We start from the raw sequence: 23029 nt of genomic DNA, 5'->3' as shown, positions 1-23029 counted from the left end.
GCAGGCTCCGGAAGCGCAGCAGGTCCAGGGAGCCGTTGTCGACCTCCAGGCGGTAGCCACCCGCGCCGCGCAGCAGCCAACGGCCCGCCGCCCGGGTGGGCAGCTCCGGCTCCAGCAGCCGGCGCACCGCGCCCACATGCCGGTGGATCACATTGGCGGCGCTGTCCGGCGGGTCCTCGCTCCACAGGCCGTCGATCAGGTCGCCCATCGACACCGTCCGCCCGGCCCCCGCCAGCAGCAGTGCCAGCAGCGCTCTGCGCTGAGGGCGCCCCAGGTCGAGTTCGCTCTCCCCACGCCAGGCCCTGACCGGCCCCAGCAGCGCGAACCGCACGGGCCCCTGTGACAACTCACCCTCCGAGATCCGATCGCCGCCCCGTTCACGATCACTCTAAGTGGTGATTCGGCCGCGGCCGAANNCCGGCCCCCTCACCGGGCCGGGGAGCCGCCCGCGCCCGGGTCACCCGGTCTGACCAGCCCCGTCTCGTACGCGAGCACGACGGCCTGGGCGCGGTCGCGGAGGGCCAGCTTGGCGAAGATCCGGGCCACATGGGACTTCACCGTGGCCTCGCTCAGGGTCAGCTCGACGGCCAGCTCCGCGTTGGACAGGCCACGGCCCAGCAGGCCAGGGACCTCCAGCTCGCGGGGTGTCAGGGCCGCGAGGTCGGCGTGCTGGGCGGGGGCGGGGGCGGACGGTGAGGCGAAGCGCTCCACCAGCCGCCGGGTGATGGACGGGGCCAGCAGGGCATCGCCCGTGTCCACCAGCCGTACGGCCGCTGCCAGATGTTCCGGGGTGACGTCCTTCAGCAGAAAGCCGCTGGCCCCGACGGACAGCGCCGTATACACGTAGTGGTCCAGGTCGAAGGTGGTCAGCATCAGCACCCGGCAGTCCGGGGTCCGGCGCAGGATGCGGCGAGTGGCCTCCAGGCCGTCCATGGTCGGCATGCGGATGTCCATCAGCACCACGTCCGGCCGCAGTTCGCACGCCGCCGCCACCGCTTCCGCCCCGTCGGCCGCCTCGCCCACCACCTCGATGCCACGGGCGGTGAGGATCAGCCGGAAACCGGTCCTGATCAGCGTCTGGTCGTCGGCGATGAGCACGCGCGGAGCCCGCTCGCCCGCGGGCGCCGCCGTCATGGGCGGTCCAGGGGGATACGCGCCCGGACCCGGTAGCCGCCGCCGAGGCGGCGCCGGGCGTCCAGGTCTCCGTCGTGCACGGCGACCTGGTCGTCGTCGGTGAGTACATGGAGGACAACAACCGGTTGGTCGTGGGCGACTGGTCGACGATGACGGCCCTGTCACCCCAGGAGAAGCCCATCGCGTACCACGTCCAACTCCGTGACGGAGCGGACCCGGACACCTACGCGCGCGGCCGGGGACGCCGACTCCGGGATCACCACGACACCGAACGGACCGGACCCCGCCGCCCAGGCCATCATCGGCTCCGCGGCCGCCCTCACCCTGATGCTGACCGTCGTCGCCGCCTTGGGCGTCTTCAACACGGTCGTCCTCAACACCCGCGACCGCCGCCGTGACCTGGGCATGCTCAAGTCCATCGGCATGACGCCACGACAGGTCACGGCGATGATGGTGACGTCGATGGCGGTGCTGGGCACGGCCGGTTCGCTGCTCGGCATTCCGCTGGGCATCGCGGGCTACGACCTGGTGGTGCCGCGGATGGCGGACGCGGTGGACATCGCCCTGCCCTCGTACATGACCGACGTCTGGCACCCCCTGGCCCTGGCCGGCCTGGCCCTGGCGGGGTTGGTGATCGGGGTCCTGGGCGCCCTGATCCCGGCGCGGCGCGCGGCGCGGCTGACGATCGCGGAGGTGCTGCACAACGAGTGAACGCGGCGGCCCTCGTCCGGATCGGAACCGGACGAGGGCCGCCGCGTGATGCGTAGGTGACCAGGGGCCGCTAGTCGGCTCCGAACTCCATCGCGGCGCGGTCGAGCAGCTGGTCGTCCAGTTGCTCGTCGCCCGAGACCTGGCCGTCGGAGGCGATCGCCTCGGACGCGCCCTTGGGCATCGCGCCGATCAGCCCGGTCGAGGCCGCCTGCGCGGCGCCGATCAGCGCCGGGTGGGAGTTGCCGACCATCCCGAGCCCCGCGTACTGCTCGAGCTTGGCGCGGGAGTCCGCGATGTCGAGGTTGCGCATGGTCAGCTGGCCGATCCGGTCCACAGGACCGAAGGCGGAGTCCTCGGTCCGCTCCATGGAGAGCTTGTCCGGGTGGTAGCTGAACGCCGGCCCGGAGGTGTCCAGGAGGGAGTAGTCCTCACCGCGCCGCAGCCGCAGAGTCACCTCGCCGGTGATCGCCGCGCCGACCCAGCGCTGCAGCGACTCGCGCACCATCAGCGCCTGCGGGTCCAGCCAGCGGCCCTCGTACATCAGCCTGCCGAGCCGCCGGCCCTCGGTGTGGTAGGTGGCGACGGTGTCCTCGTTGTGGATCGCGTTGACCAGCCGCTCGTACGCCGCGTGCAGCAGTGCCATGCCCGGGGCCTCGTAGATGCCCCGGCTCTTGGCCTCGATGACGCGGTTCTCGATCTGGTCGGACATGCCCAGGCCGTGCCGGCCGCCGATGGCGTTGGCCTCCAGCACCAGATCGACGGCGGAGGCGAACTCCTTGCCGTTGATCGTCACCGGCCGGCCCTGTTCGAAGCCGATCGTGACGTCCTCGGCCGCTATGTCGATGGTCGGGTCCCAGAACCGCACGCCCATGATCGGCTCGACGAGCTCCAGCCCTACGTCAAGGTGCTCGAGCGCCTTGGCCTCGTGCGTCGCGCCCCAGATGTTCGCGTCGGTGGAGTAGGCCTTCTCCGTGCTGTCCCGGTAGGGCAGACCGTGGGCGACCAGCCACTCCGACATCTCCTTGCGGCCGCCGAGCTCGCTGACGAAGTCGGCGTCCAGCCACGGCTTGTAGATCCGCAGGGAGGGGTTGGCCAGCAGACCGTAGCGGTAGAACCGCTCGATGTCATTGCCCTTGAAGGTGGAGCCGTCGCCCCAGATCTGGACATCGTCCTCGAGCATCGCGCGCACCAGCAGGGTGCCGGTGACCGCCCGCCCGAGCGGGGTGGTGTTGAAGTAGCTGCGGCCACCGGACCGGATGTGGAACGCCCCGCAGGCCAGGGCCGCGAGACCCTCCTCCACGAGGGCCGCCCGGCAGTCGACCAGCCGGGCGACCTCCGCGCCGTAGGCCGTGGCGCGGCCGGGCACCGAGGCGATGTCGGGCTCGTCGTACTGGCCGATGTCAGCGGTGTAGGTGCAGGGCACCGCACCTTTGTCGCGCATCCACGCGACGGCTACCGAGGTGTCGAGGCCACCGGAGAAGGCGATCCCGACGCGCTCGCCGACAGGCAGGGAGGTGAGAACTTTGGACACGGCAGAAGTATGCATGACCCCGCATGATCATGCAAGCGCGGTGGTCGGGACACCGCCAGGCACATCTGACCCGGACGTCGCGGAAGCTGCTCGGACGGACACCGGGTTCCCTGCCGTCGGCGTCGATCGCCCTGCGCGCCGCGTTGTACCAGGCCTTCGGTGTCATCCGGACCGGCGTGGCGCGGGCGGACTCGGCGACGGACCGGCTGCCGCCGACGCAGGAGCGATCCGCGGGGTCCGGCAGTGTGCGGCTCACGGTCAGGCCCGCGCCGAGCAGGGCCAGCGCCGCGAGGGCCGAGACGATGGAGGTGGTGGTCCGCCAGCTCAGCCTGAAAGTCCTCGGCGCCACCGGACCCACGGGCGGTCCGGGGCCCGCGAGCGCCGCCTCGCCGAAGGTCACCAGGGCCGGTGGGCCGTCCTTCTGGCCCAGCTGCAGCCCGGCCTGGGTGAAGTTGCTCTCCGGCGGGCCGCCCAGCTCGGCGAGGAGGGCCGGGGACGGCTGTCCCACGGCGATGACCAGCGGCCCCGGCTGCGCCACGGTGTCCCGCATCCGGTGCAGCGCGCTCAGAAAGCGCTCGGCGCCACGGGCGCCCTGTGCCCCGGTCGGCTCCAACTCCACCAGGAGCACCGGCCGCGCTGTGCGCCGTCGCCGCCTGGGCAGCACGCCGCCGACCGGCGGGGTGCGCAGATCCTCCAGCAGGGCCCGCACCAGCAGCTCCTCCAGTTCCTGGAGGGCTTCGTCGTGGTGGGGATTGGTCCTCAGCTGCACCGCCTGGACGGCGGCCACCTGGTCCATGACCGCGAACAGCGTCCGGCCGCCCGCCGCCGCCGGCAGATCCGCCAGCCAGGCGCGCATCACCTTCCCCGATGTCCACCAGGACCACAGTCTGCGGGGGAGCCTGCGGGTGAACGACAGCCAGCCGACCCGCAGCAGCCACCCCCGGATGTTGTCCGCCGGGGGCTCGCTCGCCGGGAGCCTCCCCAACAGGCCGCGGCGCTCGGCCTGTTGCCGATCGCAGACGTGTTCCCGCAGCTCCCTGGCGCGCGCTCCGGGCCGACCGGCGCAGCGCCTCCAGGACCCGGTGCGCGGCGGGCTCCCACTGGGCGGCGTCGCCCGGGACCCGCAGGATGAACAGTGGCGGCTTCGTCGCCAGGTTCTTTCGGTTCGCCGGAGCCACCGCGGTCAGGAACTCGCGTACGAAGACTTCGGCTCTGGAATCGTCCGGGAACCCGTCGAATCCACCGTGCGGTAAGGGCATAAGCGGACACCCCCGTTACGGTTCGTTATGAATTATGAGCCTATAGGGGCTCGGGCGGGACCGGTCCCGGGGTTTCACGGGGGTATCGGGATCCGGTAAATCGAGCCTGGCCTTCGACACGCTGCCCCCGCCGGGTGACTCACTCCCCGAAGAATTCGGGATGGCTCTTCACAAAGCCTTCCATGCTCGTCGGCTGCCGGCCGAGGATCGTGCTGACATCGTCCGTGGCGCGGTCGTAGCGGTTCTCGGCGTGGAGCCGCGCCATCGTGGAGAGATGGTTGAACAGATGGTCGGGGAGGCCCTGGGTGGCCAGCTCCTGCTGAAGCCATTGGTCATAGGGCACATCGACGTATGTGATCTTCCGCCCGAGCGCGGCGGAGAACTCCGCGGCCATGGCCGTCATATCGCGGGAGGCGTCGCCGGTGAGGTGATACGTGTTCCCGACGTGTGGAGCCGGATCCATCAGGACCGTCGCGACGACCTCTGCCACATCCCGGGCGGCGATGGGCGAGGTTTTCCCGGAGCCGAACGGCAGCCGGATCGTGTCGCTCTTCTTCATCGAGGCGTAGGCGAAGATCTGGAAGAGCGGGTTCTCCATGAACACGGTGGGCCGAATATGGGTCACCGGCAGGCCCGACCAGTTGAGGACCTGTTCGACCAGCCAGTGCTGGTGCTGCTGGGTCGATTCCGAAGTGCTCGTGGCGCTCATCTGGGCCACGGTCATCTGTGACATGTTGACGAACACGTCCAGGTGTCCGCGGTCGCGCGCGATGGCCGCGGTGTTGATCGCGGCCTCCAGATACTGCGCGGAAACGCCCATACCGAAATAGACCCGCCGGCAGTCCACCATGGCTCGGCCGACGTCCCCGGGGTTGGTGAGATCACCGACGACGACTTCCGCGCCCGTGGCGCGCAGCGCCTGCGCTCGCTCGTCCTCCCGGCGGACAAAAGCGCGCACGGGGAGTTCTTTCGCGCGGAGAAGTTCCACTACGGTGCGGCCGACGGCTCCGACACTGCCCGCCGCCCCGGTCACGAGAATCGGACGTGTCTCAGGCATCGGGAGTCCTCCTGTTCCTCAGCATTCTCGCTGGCCCGCACGCTCGGCGCGAGTCGGCCTCGTACGCCCTTGCCCCGGCCGGGGCGCATGGACGGGGCGGTTCCGGCCGGGGGTGTGCTGGTGGGAGTGTGCTGGTGTGGCGGGACTGGTCGTTCGTCAGAGTTTGACCGACACGTACTCCTTGCCCTTGTCGTTCTCCACCACGACCTTGGCGACCTTGCCGGCCGGTACGGCAGCCGAGCCGTCGAGGTTGGCCCCCTTCTTCTCGCCCGAGACGAGCCAGCTCCCGGCCACTTCGCGGCTGCCGTCGTCGGACACCACCACCAAGCGGCAGCGCTCGCCCGCCGGGATGCCGTTGACCGAGGCGTTGATCCGGACCCAGTCGGCCGCCGGGGTCACCCGTACCGTCATCCGGCTGCCCGTCTCGGCGCTGGTCACCGAGGCCACCTTCGTACCGGCCGGGGGAGTGGCCGGAGCCGAGGTCGAGGTCGGCGGGCGCTCCGCGATCTCCGTCGTCTGCCCGCCGGTGTGCCGGCCGATCAGCACACCGCCGCCCAGTACGGCCGCGGCCGCGACCGCCGCGACGGCGGCCAGGACCACCCGCTGTCTGCGCTCCATGCCCGCGCGTTCGCCGCGGGCCTGCCGCAGGGTGCGCTGCAGCAGCAGATCCCCGCCGTCCGGCGGACCGTCGAGAAACGCCTCGGGGGGCACCTCACCCAGCGCGGACTCCATCTCCCGCAGCCCGTCCAGTTCGTCGCGGCATCTCCGGCACGACGCCACATGTTCGTCGATGGCCCGCACCTCCTGCTCATCCAGCGCACCGAGAACGTAGGCGCCGAGCAGTTCGCTGTTGTCATGCTGCTGAATGCTCATACCGCCACCTCCTTCAGCGCGACGAGCTTCGCCGTCGTCGGTTTGTCCCTGTACATTTCACGCAGTGCCTTCAAGGCATAGTGTGATCGCGACTTCACGGTTCCGGGTGGAATCCCGAGACTTTTCGCCGCTTCGGCGACGCTTCTCCCCTGGAAATAGATTTCCCTCAGCACATCCCGGTGGTCCGGGGAAAGCTGGTCGAGCGCTTCCATCACGAGCATCGAATTCACCACGGCGTCCGCGTGGTCCTGCGCCACGGGCGTGGTGGCCGCGGACTCGGCGACCTCGGTCGGCCGTGCCGCCTTGGCCCGGTACCGGTCGGTGACGATGTTGCGGGCCACGGTGAGCAGCCAGCCGCGCACCGAGCCCTTGCCGTTGACCAGCGCGTCCGGGTGGGTCCAGGCACGGATCAGCGTCTCCTGGACCACGTCCTCCGCGGCGCTGTGATCGCCGGTCAACCGCTGCGCATAGGCGAGCAGCGCCCTGCCGTGTTCCTCGTAGAGAGCCCGGATCAGTGCCTCGTCACTCGTTCTCTGTTGCTTCTTGCGAGTGCGGGACCATAGTGCCGCCGCCATCCACCCACTCCCGTCCTCTCCTGCACTGACGCGCTGAACACGGATCCCGAACGGCCCCGGTTCAATGTGGCCTGTGTCACATGGGCTGTGTTACATGGACCGGCAGTGACGGCCCTCGTTGAGACAGCGCACCACCGACGCCATCCGACGGTCCGTCATCACATTGATGACGAGAGCGTGGTCGGTCCTCGGATCACGCCGTTGCTCCGGGAAGGAGTCCACGGCGTAGCGCGTGCCGTGCGGGAGGTCGTACGCGACGGTGATCCGCAGCTGCGGCACCGGGAAAGTGGCCTGCGGGCAGACGCCGTTGACGGCGGGGAACACCACATGGGCGCGGTGGTCGGGGCTGTCGGTGGCAAGTCCGTTCCAGCAGCTGGGCAGGTCGAAGGTACGGGTGGGCCCGCTGCCCTGGGGACACCTCGTATACGCCGTCGTGAACCGCCCGGGGTGGCCGGAACAGCCCCACTGGGCCCGTATCCGCGCATCGCCGCCCGCGGTCGCCGCGACCGCGTCTCCCGTGACCAGCCGCAGGAACCGGGGCATGGCGACCACCTTGCTCACCGGGTTGCCGCGGAACTCCACCCGGACCGACGACGGTGTCACGATCGCGCCGGTGTTGCCGTCCGCCCCTCCGCCCACGGCATGGGCATCGCTGCCGGTGCGATCCAGTCGCCGGATCACCGGCCAGTAGTACGTCGAGCGGTCGCCGCCCGCGCAGGTGGTTCCGGCCCGGGCCAGGCTCTGGTTGGTCGACAGGGCGTCGGTCGACACATTGCCCACGTAGTCATGGGTGTGGTGGGCGCCGCCCACCACACCCGGGGCCACGACGACATTGTCGGCGTTGTGGTGCCCGTTCTCGTTGCGCCCGCAGTCCTCCGTGACGGATCCCGTGGAGGCGTCCGGCCCGGTCGCCGGGACGACGGCCGGAGAAACGGCGGTGATCTCGACATAGCGGTCGGCCGAGGGGCCCGTACGGTCCGGAGCCGCACGGCCGGCGGCGAAGACGATCCCCACGGCGACGATCACGGACAGACAGAGCGTCACGGTGAGAACCACCGGCACCGGCCGGGACCTTGGACGGAGGTGTCGAAGCCACACGGGAGCAGGGTCCCAGCACTTGCCCGGCCCCATCAAGGTTGGGGTCGAGCCGGAGCGGAGGCTCCGTCGGGGAATTCCTTATGAGGGGGCGGTATAGGGGGCGGCCAGCTGCGGCGGATTTGATAGGGAGCACCTATACGGGGCATCGATTTTTGGTCGTGGACCCCCGGCGTGTGACCCGGTTCACTGTGGCGGAAGTCAGCGCGATGCCGATCGGGCTCGGTGTCGCGCGTGCAGGGAGGTCGCAATGGTGCATACCCCGGACGGTGCCGCAGACGGCGTACAGGAAGCCTCGGACACGCGAGACACCCGGAACACCCGGAACACCCGGAACACCCGGGAGATCCGGGATACGAGGGACACCGCGAAGCCATGGTTCCGGCAGCTGTACATACAGGTGCTCGTGGCGATCGTCATCGGCATCGTGCTGGGGTGGCGATGGCCGGATCTGGCCACCTCGATGGAGCCGATCGGCACGACGTTCATCACCGCGATGAAGATGCTGATCGGGCCGATCGTCTTCCTGACCATCATCGGCGGTATCGCCGGGGTGGCGGATCTGAAGAAGGTCGGCCTGACCGGTATCAAAGCGCTGACCTACTTCCAGATCGGCACCATCGTCGCCCTGCTGACCGGCTTGATGGCCATCAATATCGTCCGCCTCGGCGACGGCGTACACGCCGACCCGTCGACACTCGACACCTCGGGCGACGCCGGACAGTACATCGAGCAAGGCCGGCATCAGCACTGGTGGGAGTTTCTGACCCATGTGGTGCCGAACAGCTTCTTCGGAGCCTTTGTCGAAGGCGACATCCTCCAGGTCATCTTCCTGGCCGTGGTCTTCGGTATCGCGCTCAAGGCCGTGGGCGCGGTGGGGGAGCCGATCATCGCGGGTGTCCATCGCCTCACCGAGGTGGTGTTCAAGGTGCTGTCCTTCGTCATGAAGGTCGCGCCACTCGGCGCCTTCGGCGCGATGTCGTACGCCATCGGAAAGTTCGGCCTGTCCACGCTGACCAGCCTCGGCTCGCTGATCCTGCTCTTCTACGCCACCTCGCTGCTGTTCGTCGTGGTTGTCCTGGGCGGTGTGCTCGCCGCGTATGTGAAGCTGAACATCTTCCAGCTCTTCCGCTACTTCAAGGAGGAGTTCTTCCTCATCCTGGGCACGTCCACCGCCGAGCCCGCGCTGCCGGGTCTCATGCGCAAGCTGCGGTTCATGGGGGTCGAGCGGTCCACGGTCGGTCTTGTCGTGCCGACCGGCTACAGCTTCAACCTCGACGGCGCGGCGATCTATCTCTCCCTCGCCACGGTCTATATCGCCCAGGCCACCGACACTCCGCTGTCCATCACTCAGCAACTCGGCCTGCTCGCGGTCATGCTGCTGACGTCCAAGGGCGCCGCGGGCGTCGCCGGGGGTGGTTTCATCGCCCTCACCGCGACCCTGTCGACGGTCGGCCATGTCCCGGCGGCGGGCATCATGCTCGTGTTCGGCATCGACAAGTTCATGTCGGAGTGCCGGGCGCTGGTGAACTTCTTCGGCAATGCCGTGGCCACGCTGTTCGTCGCCAAGTGGGAGAACGGCCTGGATCTGGCCAGGGCCCGGGAGGTGCTGGCGGGCCGGGCCGGGGAGCCTCCGGTGTCCGTCGAGGCCGAGGACACCGTGCCGGCTCCGGCCCGCGCCCCGGACACCGCGTCCGCCCCGGCGTCGGCGTGAAGACTGCCCCATAAGGAGGCTGATAGGTAGGCTGCGCCTATCGGACGAGGTCAACGATGTGGAGAGGCGCCATGGACGCCCGGCAGCTCGAGTACTTCCTCGCCATCGTCGAGCACGGCGGCTTCAGCAAGGCCGCCGCCGCGCTGCACGTGGCTCAGCCGTCCCTGTCCCAGGCGATGGCCAATCTGGAAGCCGATCTCGGGGTGGCGCTCTTCCACCGGGTGGGGCGGGGTGTCGTGCTCAGCGAGGCCGGTGCGGAGCTGCTGGAGCCCAGCCGGCGGGTGCTGCGGGACATGACGGCCGTACGCGACACCGCCGCCGCGCTCTCCGGGCTGCACGGCGGGACCGTCGAGGTGGCCACCATGCCCTCGCCCGGGATCGAGCCGCTGACCACCCTCGTCCAGCGTTTCGCCGAGCGGTACCCGGCGGTCACGGTCAGCACCCAGGCCGCCTTCACCCCCGACGAGGTGGTGTCCATGGTGCGCAGCGGCGCATGCGAACTGGGGCTGCTCGGTTCGGCGAGCCCGGTGGCGGTGTCCGGGCTGGATGTACTGCAGGTCGAGGACCAGCCGTTCGTGGTGGTCGCGGCGCCACAGCCACACGGGCCCATCCGGGACGATATGGCGATCCGGCCCGATGAGCTCGCCGGACAGAAGCTCATCGCCTCGCGGCCGGGCAGCCTGATGCGCAGCATCGTGGACGAGATCACCGCGGGTGGCAGTGGCACCGGGATCGTGACCGTCGTCGACCACCGCACCTCGATCCTGCCCCTGGTCCTCTCCGGGGTGGGAGTCGCCGTGCTGCCCTCCTCCTGGACCTGGCTGGCCCGGCGGTGCGGGGCCGTGGTGGCGCCCATCGAGCACAGCGCCCACCTCCATGTGGCGATGGTCAGCCTCCCCGCACACCTGACCCCCGCCGCCCGCGCGTTTCTCGCCCTCACCACCTCACTGGCCCGGCAGCGCGCCCAGAAGAACTGATCGGTCAGGCCTATAGGTCGCATCGAAAGCAGGTCTTGGACGGGCCACGACCCTGGTGTGTTGACTCGAACCGACCGAACACACAGCACACGCCGGGCGCTCACCGCCCCGCGCCCGTTCGGGAAACCCACGCAGCCCTGCCACGCGCCGGAGGCACCGATGACCACAACTCGCACGTTCCGCATAGCCGCCGTCCCCGCCGACGGAGTGGGCAAGGAGGTCGTCGCCGCAGGACGTGCCGTCCTGGACGCCCTGGCCGCGGACTCCCAGGGCTCCGATGAGGCATTCGCCTTCGCGTGGCAGGAGTTTCCCTGGGGGTGTGACTTCTACGAGCGCACCGGCAAGATGATCGACGACGACGGCCTGGACCGGCTGAAGGACTTCGACGCCATCTACTTCGGCGCGGTCGGCTGGCCCACAGTCCCCGACCACATCAGCCTCTGGGGCCTGCGCCTGAAGATCTGCCAGAGCTTCGACCAGTGGGCCAACGTCCGCCCCGTACGCTTCCTGCCCGGTGTCCAAAGCCCGCTGCGCAAGGCCGACGACACCGAGCTCGACTGGGTGGTCGTCCGCGAGAACAGCGAAGGCGAATACGCGGGGCTGGGCGGCCGTAACCTCTCCGGCCGGGGGCCGGGGGGTGAAGTGGCCGTGCAGTCCGCCCTGTTCACCGAGGTCGGCTGCGAGCGCATCATGCGCTTCGCCTTCGAGCTCGCCCGCACCCGCGCCCGCCGCAAGGTCTCATCGGTCACCAAGAGCAACGCCCAGCAGTACGGCATGGTGCTGTGGGACGACGTGTTCAAGCGGGTCGCCGCGGACTACCCGGACGTCGAGACCGAGAGCGTGCTGGTGGACGCGATGTCCGCGAAGTTCGTCCTCCGCCCCGAAGATCTCTCCGTCGTCGTCGCCTCCAACCTCAACGCCGATATCCTCTCCGACCTCGGCAGCGCCCTCGCCGGCAGCCTCGGCCTGGCCGCGAGCGCCAACCTCAACCCCGAGCGCCGCTTCCCCAGCATGTTCGAACCCGTCCACGGCTCCGCCCCGGACATCGCGGGCCAGGGCCTCGCCAACCCGATCGGCGCGGTCGGCAGCGCCGCCCTGATGCTGGAACACTTCGGCCTCCCGGACCAGGCCGCCCGTCTGCACCGGGCGATCGAGGCCACCACGGCCGCGGGGATCCTCACCCGCGACATCGGCGGCACCGCCGCCACCGAGGATGTCACCAAGGCCCTCATCGACGCGCTCAACATCTGACCGGGAACAACGCTGACGGGCCGGGGCCGCGCGGCCCCAGCCCGTCAGATCCGTCCCCGGTGTCCGCAGCTGCCTATCAGTGGCGGTCAGCGCCGGTGGACCGGGGCAACGGACTCCAGGGTCGGCACCACCGGCTTGATCGTCCCGTCGGCCGCGAACTCCATGCGGTCGATGGTGGTCTCGCGGTGTGTGCCGTCGCCACCCGCCTTCCCGGGTCCGTTCACGGCGAACCGGTGGTAGGCGATGTACCAGTCGTCCGTACCGGGGACGTTCACCACCGAGTGGTGGCCCGTGCCCTTGATCCCGTACTCGGCGCGCTTGGAGAGGATCGTGCCCCGCTTGGTCCACGGGCCGAGCGGTGTCGTACCGGTGGCGTAGGCGACGTGGTAGTCCTCGCTGCGGGTGTCGTCCTCGGACCACATGAGGTAATACGTGCCCTTGCGCTTGACGACGAAGGAGCCCTCCCGGAAGTTGTCCGGGGTGAACTGCCGCACCTTCGAGGCGTCGAAGGACGTCATATCGGCGTTCAGCGGCACCCCGTACGCCTGGCCGTTGCCCCAGTACAGATACGCCTGGCCGTCGTCGTCCGTGAACACCGCAGGGTCGATCATCTGGCCGGTGAACTGTCCCTTGGCCACCAGCGGTTTGCCCAGCGCGTCCTTGAAGGGACCGCCGGGGGAGTCGGCGACCGCGACGCCGATCTGCTGTTCGGCGCAGAAGTAGAAGTAGTACTTGCCGTCCCGCTCGGCCACCGCGGGCGCCCACGCGTTGTTGTCCGCCCAGCTCACATCGGGGCCGAGATCCAGGATCACGCCGTGGTTCTCCCAGTGGACCAGGTCCTTCGACGAGTACGCCGTGAACTTGGTCCCGCTCCAGCTACGGAAACCGTCACTCGTCGGGTAGATCCAGTAGCGGCCGTCGAAGTACTGGATGTCCGGATCGGCGGTGAGCCCGGGCAGCACCGGGCTGCGCATCGGCACGGCCTCGACGGTCCAGGTGCGGGTCGTCCCGTCGGCGGTCTTCAGCGTGTACGTCCGGGCCTTGCGGAAGTCCCGCCGGGTGCCGGAGGCCGGGCTGAGGGTGGCGCCGGCCGGGAGCGCGAAACGGGGCGCGAGACGGCTGAGATCGGCCTTCGGGTCCATCGGCAGCACGACCTTGCCGCTCGCCTCGGTGACGATCGCGTACCCGTGCTGCCCCTTGGCCGTGACGTCGGCGAGCGAGGTGGCGGACGCCGGGTAGGCGCTCAGCAGCCGGTCGTACTCCTCCTGTGTCACCGGCAGCACGGTGCCGTGCCGGGGGCTGGCGGGCAGCTGGTAGTTCTCGGACGGCGTCCACTTGCCCGAGCCGAGGTCGGTGGTCTCGAACGGGATATAGCCGCGACCGCCGAACTCATCGATGAACAGATACCACTTGTCCTCGGTGTTCGACTTGAAGATCGTCGGCCCCTCACCGCGGTCGATCGCGCCCTTGCCGATGCAGTCGGCGACGAAGTCGTACGAGGTGTCCGTCAGCGAGGTGGACTTCTCGGCCGTGATGAACTTCGAGCAGGGCGTGCCGGAGGACGGGTCGCGCTCGTCCTTGGTGAACCGGTAGTAGGTGCCCTTGTCCTTGATGACGGTGGAGTCGATGACCGAGTAGCCGGGGTCGTTCCACACCTTGGGCGCGCTGAAGCTGCGGAAGTCCTTGGTCGTCGCGTACAGCATCTTGTTGTACGTGTTGCCGGTGTGGTTCGGGTCGTCCTCGGCGTAGAGCTTCGAGGCCCAGAAGACCACGTACTCGCCGAGGTCTTCGTCGTAGTACGCCTCGGGCGCCCAGGTGTTGCCCGCCGTGTCCGGCGAGACCTTGACGAGGCGCTGATCGGTCCAGTGGACCAGGTCCGTCGACTCCCACACCATGATCGACTTGCTGCCGGTGCGCTGCACCTGGTCCCAGCTGCCGCTGGAGTTCTGGTACATCCGCAGATCGGTGGCGATCAGATAGAACTTGTCGCCCTTGGGGGAGCGGATCACGAACGGGTCGCGCAGCCCCTTCTCGCCGAGGCTGGAGGTGAGGACGGGCTTGCCGGCGTTCAGTTCGCGCCAGTGCAGCGGATCGTTGCCGCGGCTGAGGGCCATCCGTATCTGTTCGCCGTCGGCCGTGCCCTCACCGGTGAAGTAGGTGAAGAGATAGCCGGCGTACTTGGGTCTCGGCTGCGCCTCCGATGGCGCTTCGCGGCTCTGTGCGGGACTGGGCGATGCGGCCAGGAGGCTCACCACCATCGTGAACAGGACGAGCAGCGGCAGGAGGAAGGTGCGGGCGGTGCGGGACGCCATGAAACATCCTGTGGGAGTCTGATGGATTATGTTGGACTGCTGGCCCGAAGTGTTGTCAGTTGAACCCTGCACGTCAATGGGTGAGCGGCCGCTCAAGAGTGCGAAAGTTTTCGGCCGCCCTGTGCGGTTTCGTCTCGGCGTGGGCGGGTCAAGGTCGCGGCCCGCCCGGGTGGCATGCCCGGCGGACGCCGCGCACGCTGGCGATATGGCACAGGGGCTGCGACAGCTGGGACAGTACGTATCGGACACCGGCCCGCGGGTGCGGGTCAACCAGGTCGGCTGTCTGCCGTGCGGACCGAAACACGCGACCGTCGTGACCGACGCCCCGAGGCCGATCCCCTGGCAGCTGAACAACAGCGCGGGTGTCACCGTGGCATCCGGCACCTCGACACCGGCCGGGGTGGACCCGTCCTCCGGACAGCGGGTGCACACACTGGACTTCGGCGCGGTGGCCGAGACCGGCACCGGATACACGCTGAGCGCCGACGGACAGACCAGCCACCCCTTCAACATCTCCGCCACCCTCTACGACCAACTGCGCTCCGACGCCCTGCACTTCTTCTACGTCCAGCGCAGCGGCATCCCCATCGCCGACGCGCTGGCACCCGGATACGGGCGGCCGGCCGGACACATCGGTGTCGCTCCCAACAAGGGCGACACCAGCGTGCCCTGCCTGCCGGCTGTCGGCGACTATGCGCTGGATGTGCGCGGCGGCTGGTACGACGCCGGCGACGCGGGCAAGTACGTGGTGGGCGGTGGCATCGCCACCTACCAACTCCTCAGCCAGTACGAGCGGACACTCACCGCACCCCCAGGGCGCCTGGGGCCGCCCGGCGACGGTGATCTGCGTATCCCCGAGGCAGGCGACGGCGTACCGGACATCCTCGACGAGGCGCGCTGGGAGCTGGAGTTCCTGCTGCGTATGCAGGTGCCCGCCGGACAGCCCCGCGCGGGGATGGCACACCACAAGGTGCACGACGACAACTGGACCGAGCTGCCCCTGTCCCCGGACCAGGACCCGCAACCGCGCCATCTGCACCCGCCGTCCACGGCGGCGACGCTCAACCTGGCCGCGGTCGCCGCGCAGGGCGCCCGGCTGTACGCGCCCTACGACCCGGGCTTCGCCCAGCGCTGCCTGACCGCCGCCCGCACCGCCTGGGTGGCGGCCCAGGCCCACCGGGACGTGTTCGCCGACAGCGCCGACACGATCGGCGGTGGCCCGTACGACGACACGGACGTCACCGACGAGTTCTACTGGGCGGCGGCCGAACTGTTCCTCACCACCGGTGAGCAGGCGTTTCTCGACGCCCTTCGGGCCTCGCCCTATGCCACCGGCGAGGCGTTTCCGCCGTCCGGGTTCGGCTGGCAGCAGGTCGCCGCCCTCGGCCGGCTCGACCTGGCCACCGTGCCAAGACCGCTGCCGGAGCCCGACCGGATGGCCGCCCGCGCCTCGGTGGTGGCCGCCGCGGACCGGTATCTCGACACGGCGCACGGCCAGGCGTACGGGATGCCGCTCGGCGAAGGCGAGTATGTGCAGGGCTCCAACAGCGTGCTGCTCAACAAGCTCGTCGTCATCGCGACCGCCTTCGATCTGACCGGCGATCAGCGGTACCGCGACGGGGTGTTGGAAGGTCTTGACTACATCTTCGGCCGCAATGCCCTCAACCAGTCCTATGTGACCGGATACGGCGCACACCACTCCCGCAACCAGCACAGCCGCCTCTACGGCCACCAGATCGACCCCGCGCTGCCGGGGCCACCGGCCGGTTCGCTCGCGGGCGGCCCGAGCGCCGGCCTGGAGGACCCGAAGGCGAACAGGCTGCTGATCGACCGCACGGTGAATCCGCCCCGGCGGCCCGCGCCGCAGCTCTGCTACCTCGACGACATCCAGTCGTGGTCGACCAACGAGGTCGCCGTCAACTGGAACGCGGCGCTGTCGTGGGTCGTCTCGTTCGCGGCCGACCAGCCGGGCCATCCGGATCGCCGCCGACCCGGACCGTCGTAAACCGATCGGTTTCGGTGGCCGTGGAAACCGGACTAGCCTGTCGCACATGACCACAGACGCGACGAAGACGAGCTCCCGCGACCGGCTGCTGGAGGCCGCGGCCACCCTTGCCTACCTGGACGGCGTCGGTGTCGGCGTGGAGGCGCTGTGCAAGGCGGCGGGGGTGTCCAAGCGCTCGATGTACCAGCTTTTCGAGAGCAAGGACGAACTGCTGGCGGCGAGCCTGGAGCGGCGTGCCGTCGGCTTCGCGGCGCGGCTCCTGCCCGGCGCGGACGACGTCCGTACGCCGCGTGAGCGGATTCTGGGCATCTTCGAGCAGGCGGAGGAGCAGGCGGGCCGGCCGGCCTATCGGGGCTGCCCCTTTCTGGCCGTGCAGATCGAGCTGAAGGATGTGAACCACCCCGCGAGCAGGGTCGCGCTCCGGATCAAGCAGGGCCTGACGGCGTTCTTCCGGGCTGAGGCCGAACGGGGCGGGGCGAGCGATCCCGATCTGCTCGCCCGGCAGCTGAGCCTGGTCTTCGACGGGGCGAGCGCCCGCGCGGGCATCCAGGCGGACTCCATGGCCGGACTGCTCCTGCCGACCGTGGTCACCCTGCTCGACGCCGCCGGTATGCGCTGACCTGCCAAGGCGCGGCCGCGATCATGGTCCTGTCCGCGGACCGGTGCCTCTTCTGCGCAGTTGTGTTTCCAAACCCGCCTTGCATCAGGAAACCGATCGGTTTACGGTGGCGATGTCAGCCTGAGAAACCGATCGGTTTACCATAGTGGGAGACATCATGACTGCGATCAAGGACGCCGTTGTTCTCGTCACCGGCGGCAGCCGCGGCATCGGCCGAGAGCTCGTGGCGGAGGCCTATGCGCGCGGTGCCGCCAAGGTCTACGCCACGGCCCGCGATCCGCGTACGGTGACACACCCCGATGCCGTCCCGCTGGCACTGGAGGTCACCGACCCCGACTCCGTGGCGGCCGCCGCCGAGCAGGCCCAGGACGTCACCGTCCTGATCAACAACGCCGGCGCCTCGGTCGTCGCCTCCTTCCTCGACTCCCCGGTCGCCGACGTCCGCCGGGAGTTCGAGACCAACTTCTACGGGCCGCTGCTGGTCACCCGGGCCTTCGTACCCGTCATCGAGCGCAACGGCGGTGGCCACATCCTCAACGTCCACTCCGTGCTCTCCTGGCTGGGCAACGCCGGCTCCTACAGCGCATCCAAGGCCGCCCTGTGGTCCCAGTCCAACTCCCTGCGCCTGGAGCTGCACCCGCGCGGCATCGGGGTCACCGGACTGCACGTGGGATACGTGGACACCGATATGACGGCGAACATCGACGCGCCCAAGGCCGACGCGGGCCAGGTGGCGGCGGCCGCGCTCGACGGCATCGAGTCGGGGGCGTACGAGGTGCTGGCCGACGACCTCACCCGGCGGGTCAAGGCGGGGCTGGCCGAGGACCCGGCGGTGCTGTACCCGCAGCTGGCGCAGTAGCGCAGACGTGTTCAACCGCGGCGCGGCCACGGTTGAACACCACTCCGCGGTGGCCGACTTATTGAATGCTCCAGCGGTGCGGATGTCCGGGATCGGCCGGGCAGGCGAAGATGTTCAACAAACCCCAGCGGCCCACGGTCACCTTGGTCGGCGCGGCGGAGCGCAGCCGCCCCGGAAGGTCCCGGTCCTCCTGCGGCATCCAGCTGTGGCTGCCGCCGTCCCACTCGGAGCTGCTGATCGTCAGCAGCAGTTCCATCGGCGTCGCGCAGGCCAGGCAGTTCATGGGGGAGGGGTCGGTCAGATGCCATGACGCGAAACCGCCGGCGCGCCAGCCGGGCGGAATCGACAGGTCGTACTGGTAGGCGGGCGGCTCGGTCTCATGCCCGGCCTCATGCCCGGCATCATGCCCGGCCCCGTGTCCGCCGCTGTCCTCGCCCTCCTCGTCGTAGTCCATCTCGGCCTCTGCGGCCTCTGCCTCCTCCTCAAGCGCCTCCTCCCAGGCGTCTATCCGGGCTTCCAGCTCCTCGGGCAGCAGCCCGGCGAACGGATAGGTGACCACCTGCTCCGGGTGCAGTACGCAGGGCTCCGCCACATATCCCTCGTAGCCCACGACCTCCGGCAGCGGCGGCGTGGCCGGCACCTCATCGACCTCCCACGACCGGCGCCACAGCAGCCGCAGCGACATGCCGTAGCCGGTCCTGCCGTGCCGGTCGAAGGGGCACCAGAACACCTGGAGAAGATCGCAGCCGTCCGGCCCCGCGGGCAGGTCGGGGACGTCCCGCCGGTACAGCTGGGCGACCCCGATCATCGGCAGCGGGTCGGTGTCCTCGATCCCCGCGACACGGTGCTCACGGCCCAGCTCCGTCAGCAGCCGCCGCTCCTCCTCCGTGGGGCCCGAAGCCGGGTCGCGGGCCCATGCGGTGGCGAGTACCCGCCGCGCCCGGTGGATGTCCGCGGGACGCCGGCCACGCCCGCGCCGATGCGGTTCGGTGCACACCGGCCACGGCTCGTCCACCGGCCACAGCAGCGGACCGCCCACCGAACTGTCCGACACCCCCGGACTGCCCGGCCGCGGATGCAGCCGGGTCGTCGTACCGCGGTGCGCGGCCAGTTCCGGGAAGAGCGCTTCGACGTCCAGCGGGCGCGGCGGTGTGGTCCTCGTCATGGACGCGACTCTAAGGACCCGGCGCATCCCACCGGATCGGCACCCCCGCTACGCGGCGCCCGAACCTCCCGCCGTGAGGAACCAGTCGACCGCCGAGCTGACCGCGGCGGGGTTCTCCACCGGCAGCTCGTGGCCCGCGTCGACGATCCGTACCACCGCGTCCGGGTAGTCCTTGGCCATCCGCAGCATCTGCGACACCGGCAGCTGGATGTCGTGGTAGCCGTGCAGCAGCAGCGTGGGCGTCCGGATCTCACCGACCCGGTCCAGCACATCGAAGGCCCGCATCGCGTCGTAGCACGTCATGACCACCTCGCGCGGCGTGGTCGCGGAGGCGCGGGCGTATTCGCGCACCTCGGCGCGCGGGTAGCCGGGGCCGAAGGCCCGCTGGATGTTGACCGTGACGAAGACGCGGAACGGCAGCAGTGTCGAGGCCGCCATCAGCAGGCCACGGCCGCGGTTGTAGACCATCCGGCTGATCGAGTTCACCAGCACCATGCGCTCGATCCGCTCCGGGTGGTCGAGCGCCAGCGTCTGGGCGATCATGCCGCCCATCGAGTGGCCGACCGGCACGAAGCGGTCCACCTCCAACCGGTCGAGCAGGGCGGACACATCGCCCGCCAGCTCCGCGATGGTGCGCGGCATGCCGTCGCTCTCGCCGTGCCCGCGCAGATCGAGCCGGATCACCCGGCGGTGCGGGGCGAAGTGCGCCATCTGGTGGTCCCAGCGGTGCCGGTTGGCCGTCCAGCCGTGGATGAACACCAGCGGCACACCGTCGCGGCGACCCTCGTCGTCGAACGTCAGTCGGGCGCCACCGACTTCGAGCTGCGGCATGGGGCATGACCTCCGGGCTGTGGTGCGTGACGGTGCGGGGCTGTGGGGTACGGGATCACCGGTGCTTGCCCAGGAAGTCGAGGATGTGCCCGAACACATCGAGGGCGGCGCCCCGGCCGATGAACGTGTCGAGGTGACCGTAGCCGGGGACCTCGGCGTACGCCACATCCAGCCGCGGCTGACGCGCGGCCAGAACCTCGTGGCACAGCTTCTGGGAGTCCAGCCACAGCCCGTTCTCGCTGCCGGAGAGCAGCAGCACCGGGCAGTCGATACGACCGGCCTGGTCCAGCGCGTTCTCCGGCAGCGCCCGGTAGCGGTCGTCCCCGTGGTGCCAGCGCACCACGCTGCGCGCCAGCTCGATCCGGCGCAGATGCGGCAGGATCCACAGCGGCGCCGGGCCCAGCAGCTCGGCCAGCCGGTTGTGGGTGGTGGCCGACAGATGCTCGTGTACGAACAGTGAGGCGCCCGTGCCCCAGGCCGAGTTGTGCAGGATCTGGCAGGTCGGGTCCGGACAGCTCGCCTTCCGGGAGGCCAGGGCGAACAGCGGGGTGTACCGCGACCAGAAGCCCACCGTGCGGAAGTCCACGGGGATGTGGTCGACACGGGACTTCAGCAGCTCCGCGGCCAGCGTCATCCGCAGGGACGTACGGCCCGCCAGCTTCGGCGTCAGAAAGACCCCCTGCGCCACCACCCCGGCGAGCCCGGGCACCAGACCGCCCGCCATGCTCATCGACAGCGAGAGCGCGCCGATGCAGTGGGCCACGACGAACAGCGGACGGTCGCCGATCCGCTGCCGGACCAGCGCCACCGCCTCGGGGATGTCGTACACGGCGACATCGTCGTAGGTGTACCGGCGGCCGGTCTCGTTGTACGGGAGCCGGCAGCTGCCCCGCCAGTCCAGCAGCCACGGTTCGTACCCCTCGTCCAGCAGGACCTCGACCAGGTTGCGGGTCTCGGGCAGCAGGAACATGTCGGAGGACGCGGTGTGGCCGTGCAGCAGCAGCACCGCGGGGCGGTGTCCCTGGCCGGGGGACGAGTCGGTGGTGACCCTGCCCAGGCCGAGCCGGGTCCCGTCCTTGGTCCGGAAGGGGATCTCCTCGACCCTCGCCCCGTCGAGCCGGGCGTACAGCGGCCGGAGGGTCACGGGGGTCCGCGGGTTCACCGGTGCCATCGGGGTCTGCCGGTTCCTCGGGGTCAGCGGGGTCATCGGGTGCGCTCCGTCAGCGTCGGGTTCCGGCGAAGGTCGAGCAGGTCCGCCCCCACCCGGGCGAACGGGCCGAGCAGGCCGCGGCCCACCTCCCGGCCGAACCAGGCCAGCCACGTCAGCTTGGCGACCCGCTTCTCCTGGCTGGAGAGGCGCGGATCGACCCGGATGCCGTCGATCTGGTCGCGCACATAGCTGTCGGCAGGCACGACGACCTCGCCCGCCAGACACGCGGGCTCGCCTTCGCGGCCGATCTCGACGGTCAGCGCCCGAGTCTGCCGCCACACATCGCGCCGCGCACGGGCGAACTTCCGGCCCTCCAGCCACCACCGCCCGCCGTCGGCATCACGCAACCGCAGCCGGTAGAGCAGTAGTTGATGCCGCAGACCGTGCGTCAGGGGTATCCCCTCCTGCGGCCGGATCCACAGATCGCCCCGCTCCACCACGACCGGATCGGGGTGCAGCAGCGCGCAGAAGAGCTCTCCGCGGACATCGACCCGGCGCTCCCGCACCAGCTGGTACATGCTCGCGATGGACAAGGTCAGCGACAGCGTGCACCTGCTGTGCGCGGGCCCGCCGACCGAGCCCAGGCTCCCCTCGATCGTCTCGGGGAACCACAGATACGGCGGGTCCTCGCGGTCGGGCAGCCGACCGAGGCCGTCCTTCGCCAGCCGCTCGAACGTCTTCAGCTGCGCCTGCGTGTCGTACCGGGCCGCGGCCGGCAGATCGTGCGCGGCGACGAACGCCCTGGTGCGCTCGTCGGTGGCGGCCGGCCCCGTCAGCGTCGCCTCGCACAGCTTCAGGGCCGCGGGGCTGCGCAACACCCTGGTCAGGAAGTCCAGTTTGGGGACCGGTTCGGCCTCCAGACGGGCCAGGGCGTCGGCCCGCCACTCGTCCCAGTCCTGCACCGTCACGTTCATCCCGCCGAACCCCATGTCCCGCACCACGTCGTCCAGGGTGTTCGGGACACCGGTCAGGTTGTAGTTGTAGCCCCAGGCGTCGGGTTCGCAGATCACGGCCGCCGCCACCCGGCTCACCCAGTCCACCGGGGCGGCGTTGAGGTAGCGGAAGGCGGGCACGGTACGGAACCGGCCGAACGCCGAGATCAGCCCGCTGCTGAGGTCCTGCGCGTTGTACGTGCCCGTCTTGGTGTGTCCGCCGATGCCTCCCGGGCGCATTATGGTGACCACCAGGCCGTGGTCACGGGCGCGCCGCAGCGCGGTCTCGGCGGCCCACTTGGACCTGTCGTAGCCGGCGACGAGGCGGTCGATACGGGCGAGCGGATCGTCCTCGCCCATGGAGACGATGCCGACCTGGTTGAAGACCGCGATCGATGAGATGTGGTGCAGCGGCTTGGGCCGCCCGGTCGCCGCCAGCTCGGCCAGCGTCAGCGGCCCGATCACATTGCTCTGCCGCAGCGACGCGTAGCCGCGCAGAAAGTCCACCGCCGCCGCCACGCTGACGACCGAGTCCAGCTCCTCCGCCAGCGCCTCCCAGCGCTCCTCCGACAGGCCGAGGCGCGGCCGGCGGAGGTCGCCCGGCAGCACCGTCACCCGCCTGCGGATCTCCGCGGACCAGGGGAGGGCGAAACTGGTCAGCGCGGTGCCGAGCCGCGATGTGGCCTCTTCTTCGTCGGCCGCGCGGACCAGGCAGTAGACGTGGGCGTCGCTGTACCGCAGCAGGTCGAGCAGCATATGGCCGCCGAGAAAGCCGGTTGCCCCGGTCAGCAGGATCCGACGGGGCGGGGCCGGCTCCGGCGGGCCCGTCCACGGCAGGGCGTCGGCGCGGGCGAGGTCGGCGAGGACCAGGTCCAGGTCCTCGTCGGCGGTGTCCGCGGGCAGGGCGCGGGCGGTGGGG

General features: G+C 70.0%; 20 protein-coding genes. 7 read left to right on the top strand and 13 right to left on the bottom strand.

Annotation, left to right across the window (positions count from 1 at the left end; genetic code table 11):
- Positions 1-346, bottom strand: a 346-nt coding sequence (locus CCN51_RS25710; RefSeq protein WP_211303253.1) for an AfsR/SARP family transcriptional regulator, incomplete at its 3' end; no start/stop codon positions are given.
- An 80-nt stretch (positions 347-426) separates the two neighbouring features.
- The gene (locus CCN51_RS25705) at positions 427-1134 is read right to left on the bottom strand and encodes a response regulator (RefSeq protein ID WP_014181741.1); all 708 of its coding nucleotides are present in this window, start codon (positions 1132-1134) and stop codon (positions 427-429) included.
- 201 nt (positions 1135-1335) lie between these two features.
- Here CCN51_RS25705 and CCN51_RS56550 point away from each other — a divergent pair, with 201 nt between their 5' ends.
- On the top strand, positions 1336-1845 hold the full coding sequence (locus CCN51_RS56550; protein ID WP_014181742.1) for an ABC transporter permease: 510 nt from the start codon (positions 1336-1338) through the stop codon (positions 1843-1845).
- A gap of 70 nt (positions 1846-1915) precedes the next feature.
- Here the strand turns inward: CCN51_RS56550 and argG are convergent, their stop codons facing one another.
- The 6 genes from argG to CCN51_RS25670 form a co-directional block, all read right to left on the bottom strand.
- Complete coding sequence (argG, locus tag CCN51_RS25695) at positions 1916-3331, bottom strand: argininosuccinate synthase (RefSeq protein ID WP_245881684.1); 1416 nt, start codon at positions 3329-3331, stop codon at positions 1916-1918.
- A complete protein-coding gene (locus tag CCN51_RS57890; RefSeq protein WP_238545532.1) occupies positions 3246-4361 on the bottom strand; it encodes a hypothetical protein in 1116 nt (371 codons plus the stop codon). Before CCN51_RS57890 ends, argG begins: the two co-directional genes overlap by 86 nt.
- Positions 4362-4774: 413 nt before the next feature.
- On the bottom strand, positions 4775-5692 hold the full coding sequence (locus tag CCN51_RS25685; RefSeq protein WP_014181745.1) for an NmrA family NAD(P)-binding protein: 918 nt from the start codon (positions 5690-5692) through the stop codon (positions 4775-4777).
- A 156-nt stretch (positions 5693-5848) separates the two neighbouring features.
- Positions 5849-6565 (bottom strand): zf-HC2 domain-containing protein, encoded by a 717-nt coding sequence (locus CCN51_RS25680; RefSeq protein ID WP_014181746.1) that lies wholly within the window; start codon positions 6563-6565, stop codon positions 5849-5851.
- Positions 6562-7140 carry a sigma-70 family RNA polymerase sigma factor gene (locus CCN51_RS25675; protein WP_014181747.1) on the bottom strand — a complete coding sequence of 193 codons (579 nt, stop codon included), beginning with the start codon at positions 7138-7140 and terminating at the stop codon, positions 6562-6564. The genes CCN51_RS25680 and CCN51_RS25675 overlap by 4 nt, the downstream gene beginning before the upstream one ends.
- Positions 7141-7230: 90 nt before the next feature.
- Positions 7231-8202 (bottom strand): DUF1996 domain-containing protein, encoded by a 972-nt coding sequence (locus CCN51_RS25670; protein WP_014181748.1) that lies wholly within the window; start codon positions 8200-8202, stop codon positions 7231-7233.
- A 283-nt stretch (positions 8203-8485) separates the two neighbouring features.
- Here CCN51_RS25670 and dctA point away from each other — a divergent pair, with 283 nt between their 5' ends.
- The 3 genes from dctA to CCN51_RS25655 all read left to right on the top strand — a co-directional run bounded on the left by dctA (position 8486) and on the right by CCN51_RS25655 (position 12177).
- The gene (gene dctA, locus CCN51_RS25665; protein ID WP_014181749.1) at positions 8486-9949 is read left to right on the top strand and encodes a C4-dicarboxylate transporter DctA; all 1464 of its coding nucleotides are present in this window, start codon (positions 8486-8488) and stop codon (positions 9947-9949) included.
- 71 nt (positions 9950-10020) lie between these two features.
- Positions 10021-10926, top strand: coding sequence for a LysR family transcriptional regulator (locus tag CCN51_RS25660; RefSeq protein ID WP_014181750.1), 906 nt, complete (start codon positions 10021-10023; stop codon positions 10924-10926).
- A gap of 159 nt (positions 10927-11085) precedes the next feature.
- On the top strand, positions 11086-12177 hold the full coding sequence (locus tag CCN51_RS25655) for a tartrate dehydrogenase (RefSeq protein WP_014181751.1): 1092 nt from the start codon (positions 11086-11088) through the stop codon (positions 12175-12177).
- Between the two features lie 86 nt (positions 12178-12263).
- Here CCN51_RS25655 and CCN51_RS25650 read toward each other — a convergent pair whose 3' ends face one another.
- Positions 12264-14489, bottom strand: coding sequence for a glycoside hydrolase family 43 protein (locus tag CCN51_RS25650; RefSeq protein ID WP_014181752.1), 2226 nt, complete (start codon positions 14487-14489; stop codon positions 12264-12266).
- A gap of 205 nt (positions 14490-14694) precedes the next feature.
- Between CCN51_RS25650 and CCN51_RS25645 the strand changes: the two genes are divergently transcribed.
- The 3 genes from CCN51_RS25645 to CCN51_RS25635 all read left to right on the top strand — a co-directional run bounded on the left by CCN51_RS25645 (position 14695) and on the right by CCN51_RS25635 (position 17972).
- Complete coding sequence (locus tag CCN51_RS25645; RefSeq protein WP_014181753.1) at positions 14695-16494, top strand: glycoside hydrolase family 9 protein; 1800 nt, start codon at positions 14695-14697, stop codon at positions 16492-16494.
- Between the two features lie 46 nt (positions 16495-16540).
- Positions 16541-17113, top strand: coding sequence for a TetR/AcrR family transcriptional regulator (locus tag CCN51_RS25640; protein WP_014181754.1), 573 nt, complete (start codon positions 16541-16543; stop codon positions 17111-17113).
- Positions 17114-17270: 157 nt separating this feature from the next.
- Positions 17271-17972, top strand: coding sequence for an SDR family oxidoreductase (locus tag CCN51_RS25635; protein ID WP_014181755.1), 702 nt, complete (start codon positions 17271-17273; stop codon positions 17970-17972).
- A 58-nt stretch (positions 17973-18030) separates the two neighbouring features.
- On the opposite strand, the gene CCN51_RS25630 is transcribed toward CCN51_RS25635, so the two are convergent.
- The 4 genes from CCN51_RS25630 to CCN51_RS25615 all read right to left on the bottom strand — a co-directional run.
- The gene (locus CCN51_RS25630) at positions 18031-19137 is read right to left on the bottom strand and encodes a hypothetical protein (RefSeq protein ID WP_014181756.1); all 1107 of its coding nucleotides are present in this window, start codon (positions 19135-19137) and stop codon (positions 18031-18033) included.
- A 48-nt stretch (positions 19138-19185) separates the two neighbouring features.
- Positions 19186-19968, bottom strand: a complete 783-nt coding sequence (locus CCN51_RS25625; RefSeq protein ID WP_014181757.1) for an alpha/beta fold hydrolase — start codon at positions 19966-19968, stop codon at positions 19186-19188.
- Positions 19969-20023: 55 nt separating this feature from the next.
- A complete protein-coding gene (locus CCN51_RS25620) occupies positions 20024-21175 on the bottom strand; it encodes an alpha/beta hydrolase (RefSeq protein ID WP_238545534.1) in 1152 nt (383 codons plus the stop codon).
- Positions 21172-23029: SDR family oxidoreductase (locus CCN51_RS25615; protein WP_086860124.1), on the bottom strand; the 1858-nt coding region annotated here is incomplete at its 5' end. The genes CCN51_RS25615 and CCN51_RS25620, both read right to left, overlap by 4 nt.

Origin of the sequence: Streptomyces milbemycinicus (assembly GCF_002154605.1) — a bacterium.
In the GTDB taxonomy this organism is placed as follows: Bacteria; Actinomycetota; Actinomycetes; order Streptomycetales; family Streptomycetaceae; genus Streptomyces; species Streptomyces milbemycinicus.
Note: the sequence above shows the minus strand (reverse complement) of the source record. Positions and strands in the feature narration are given on the sequence as shown.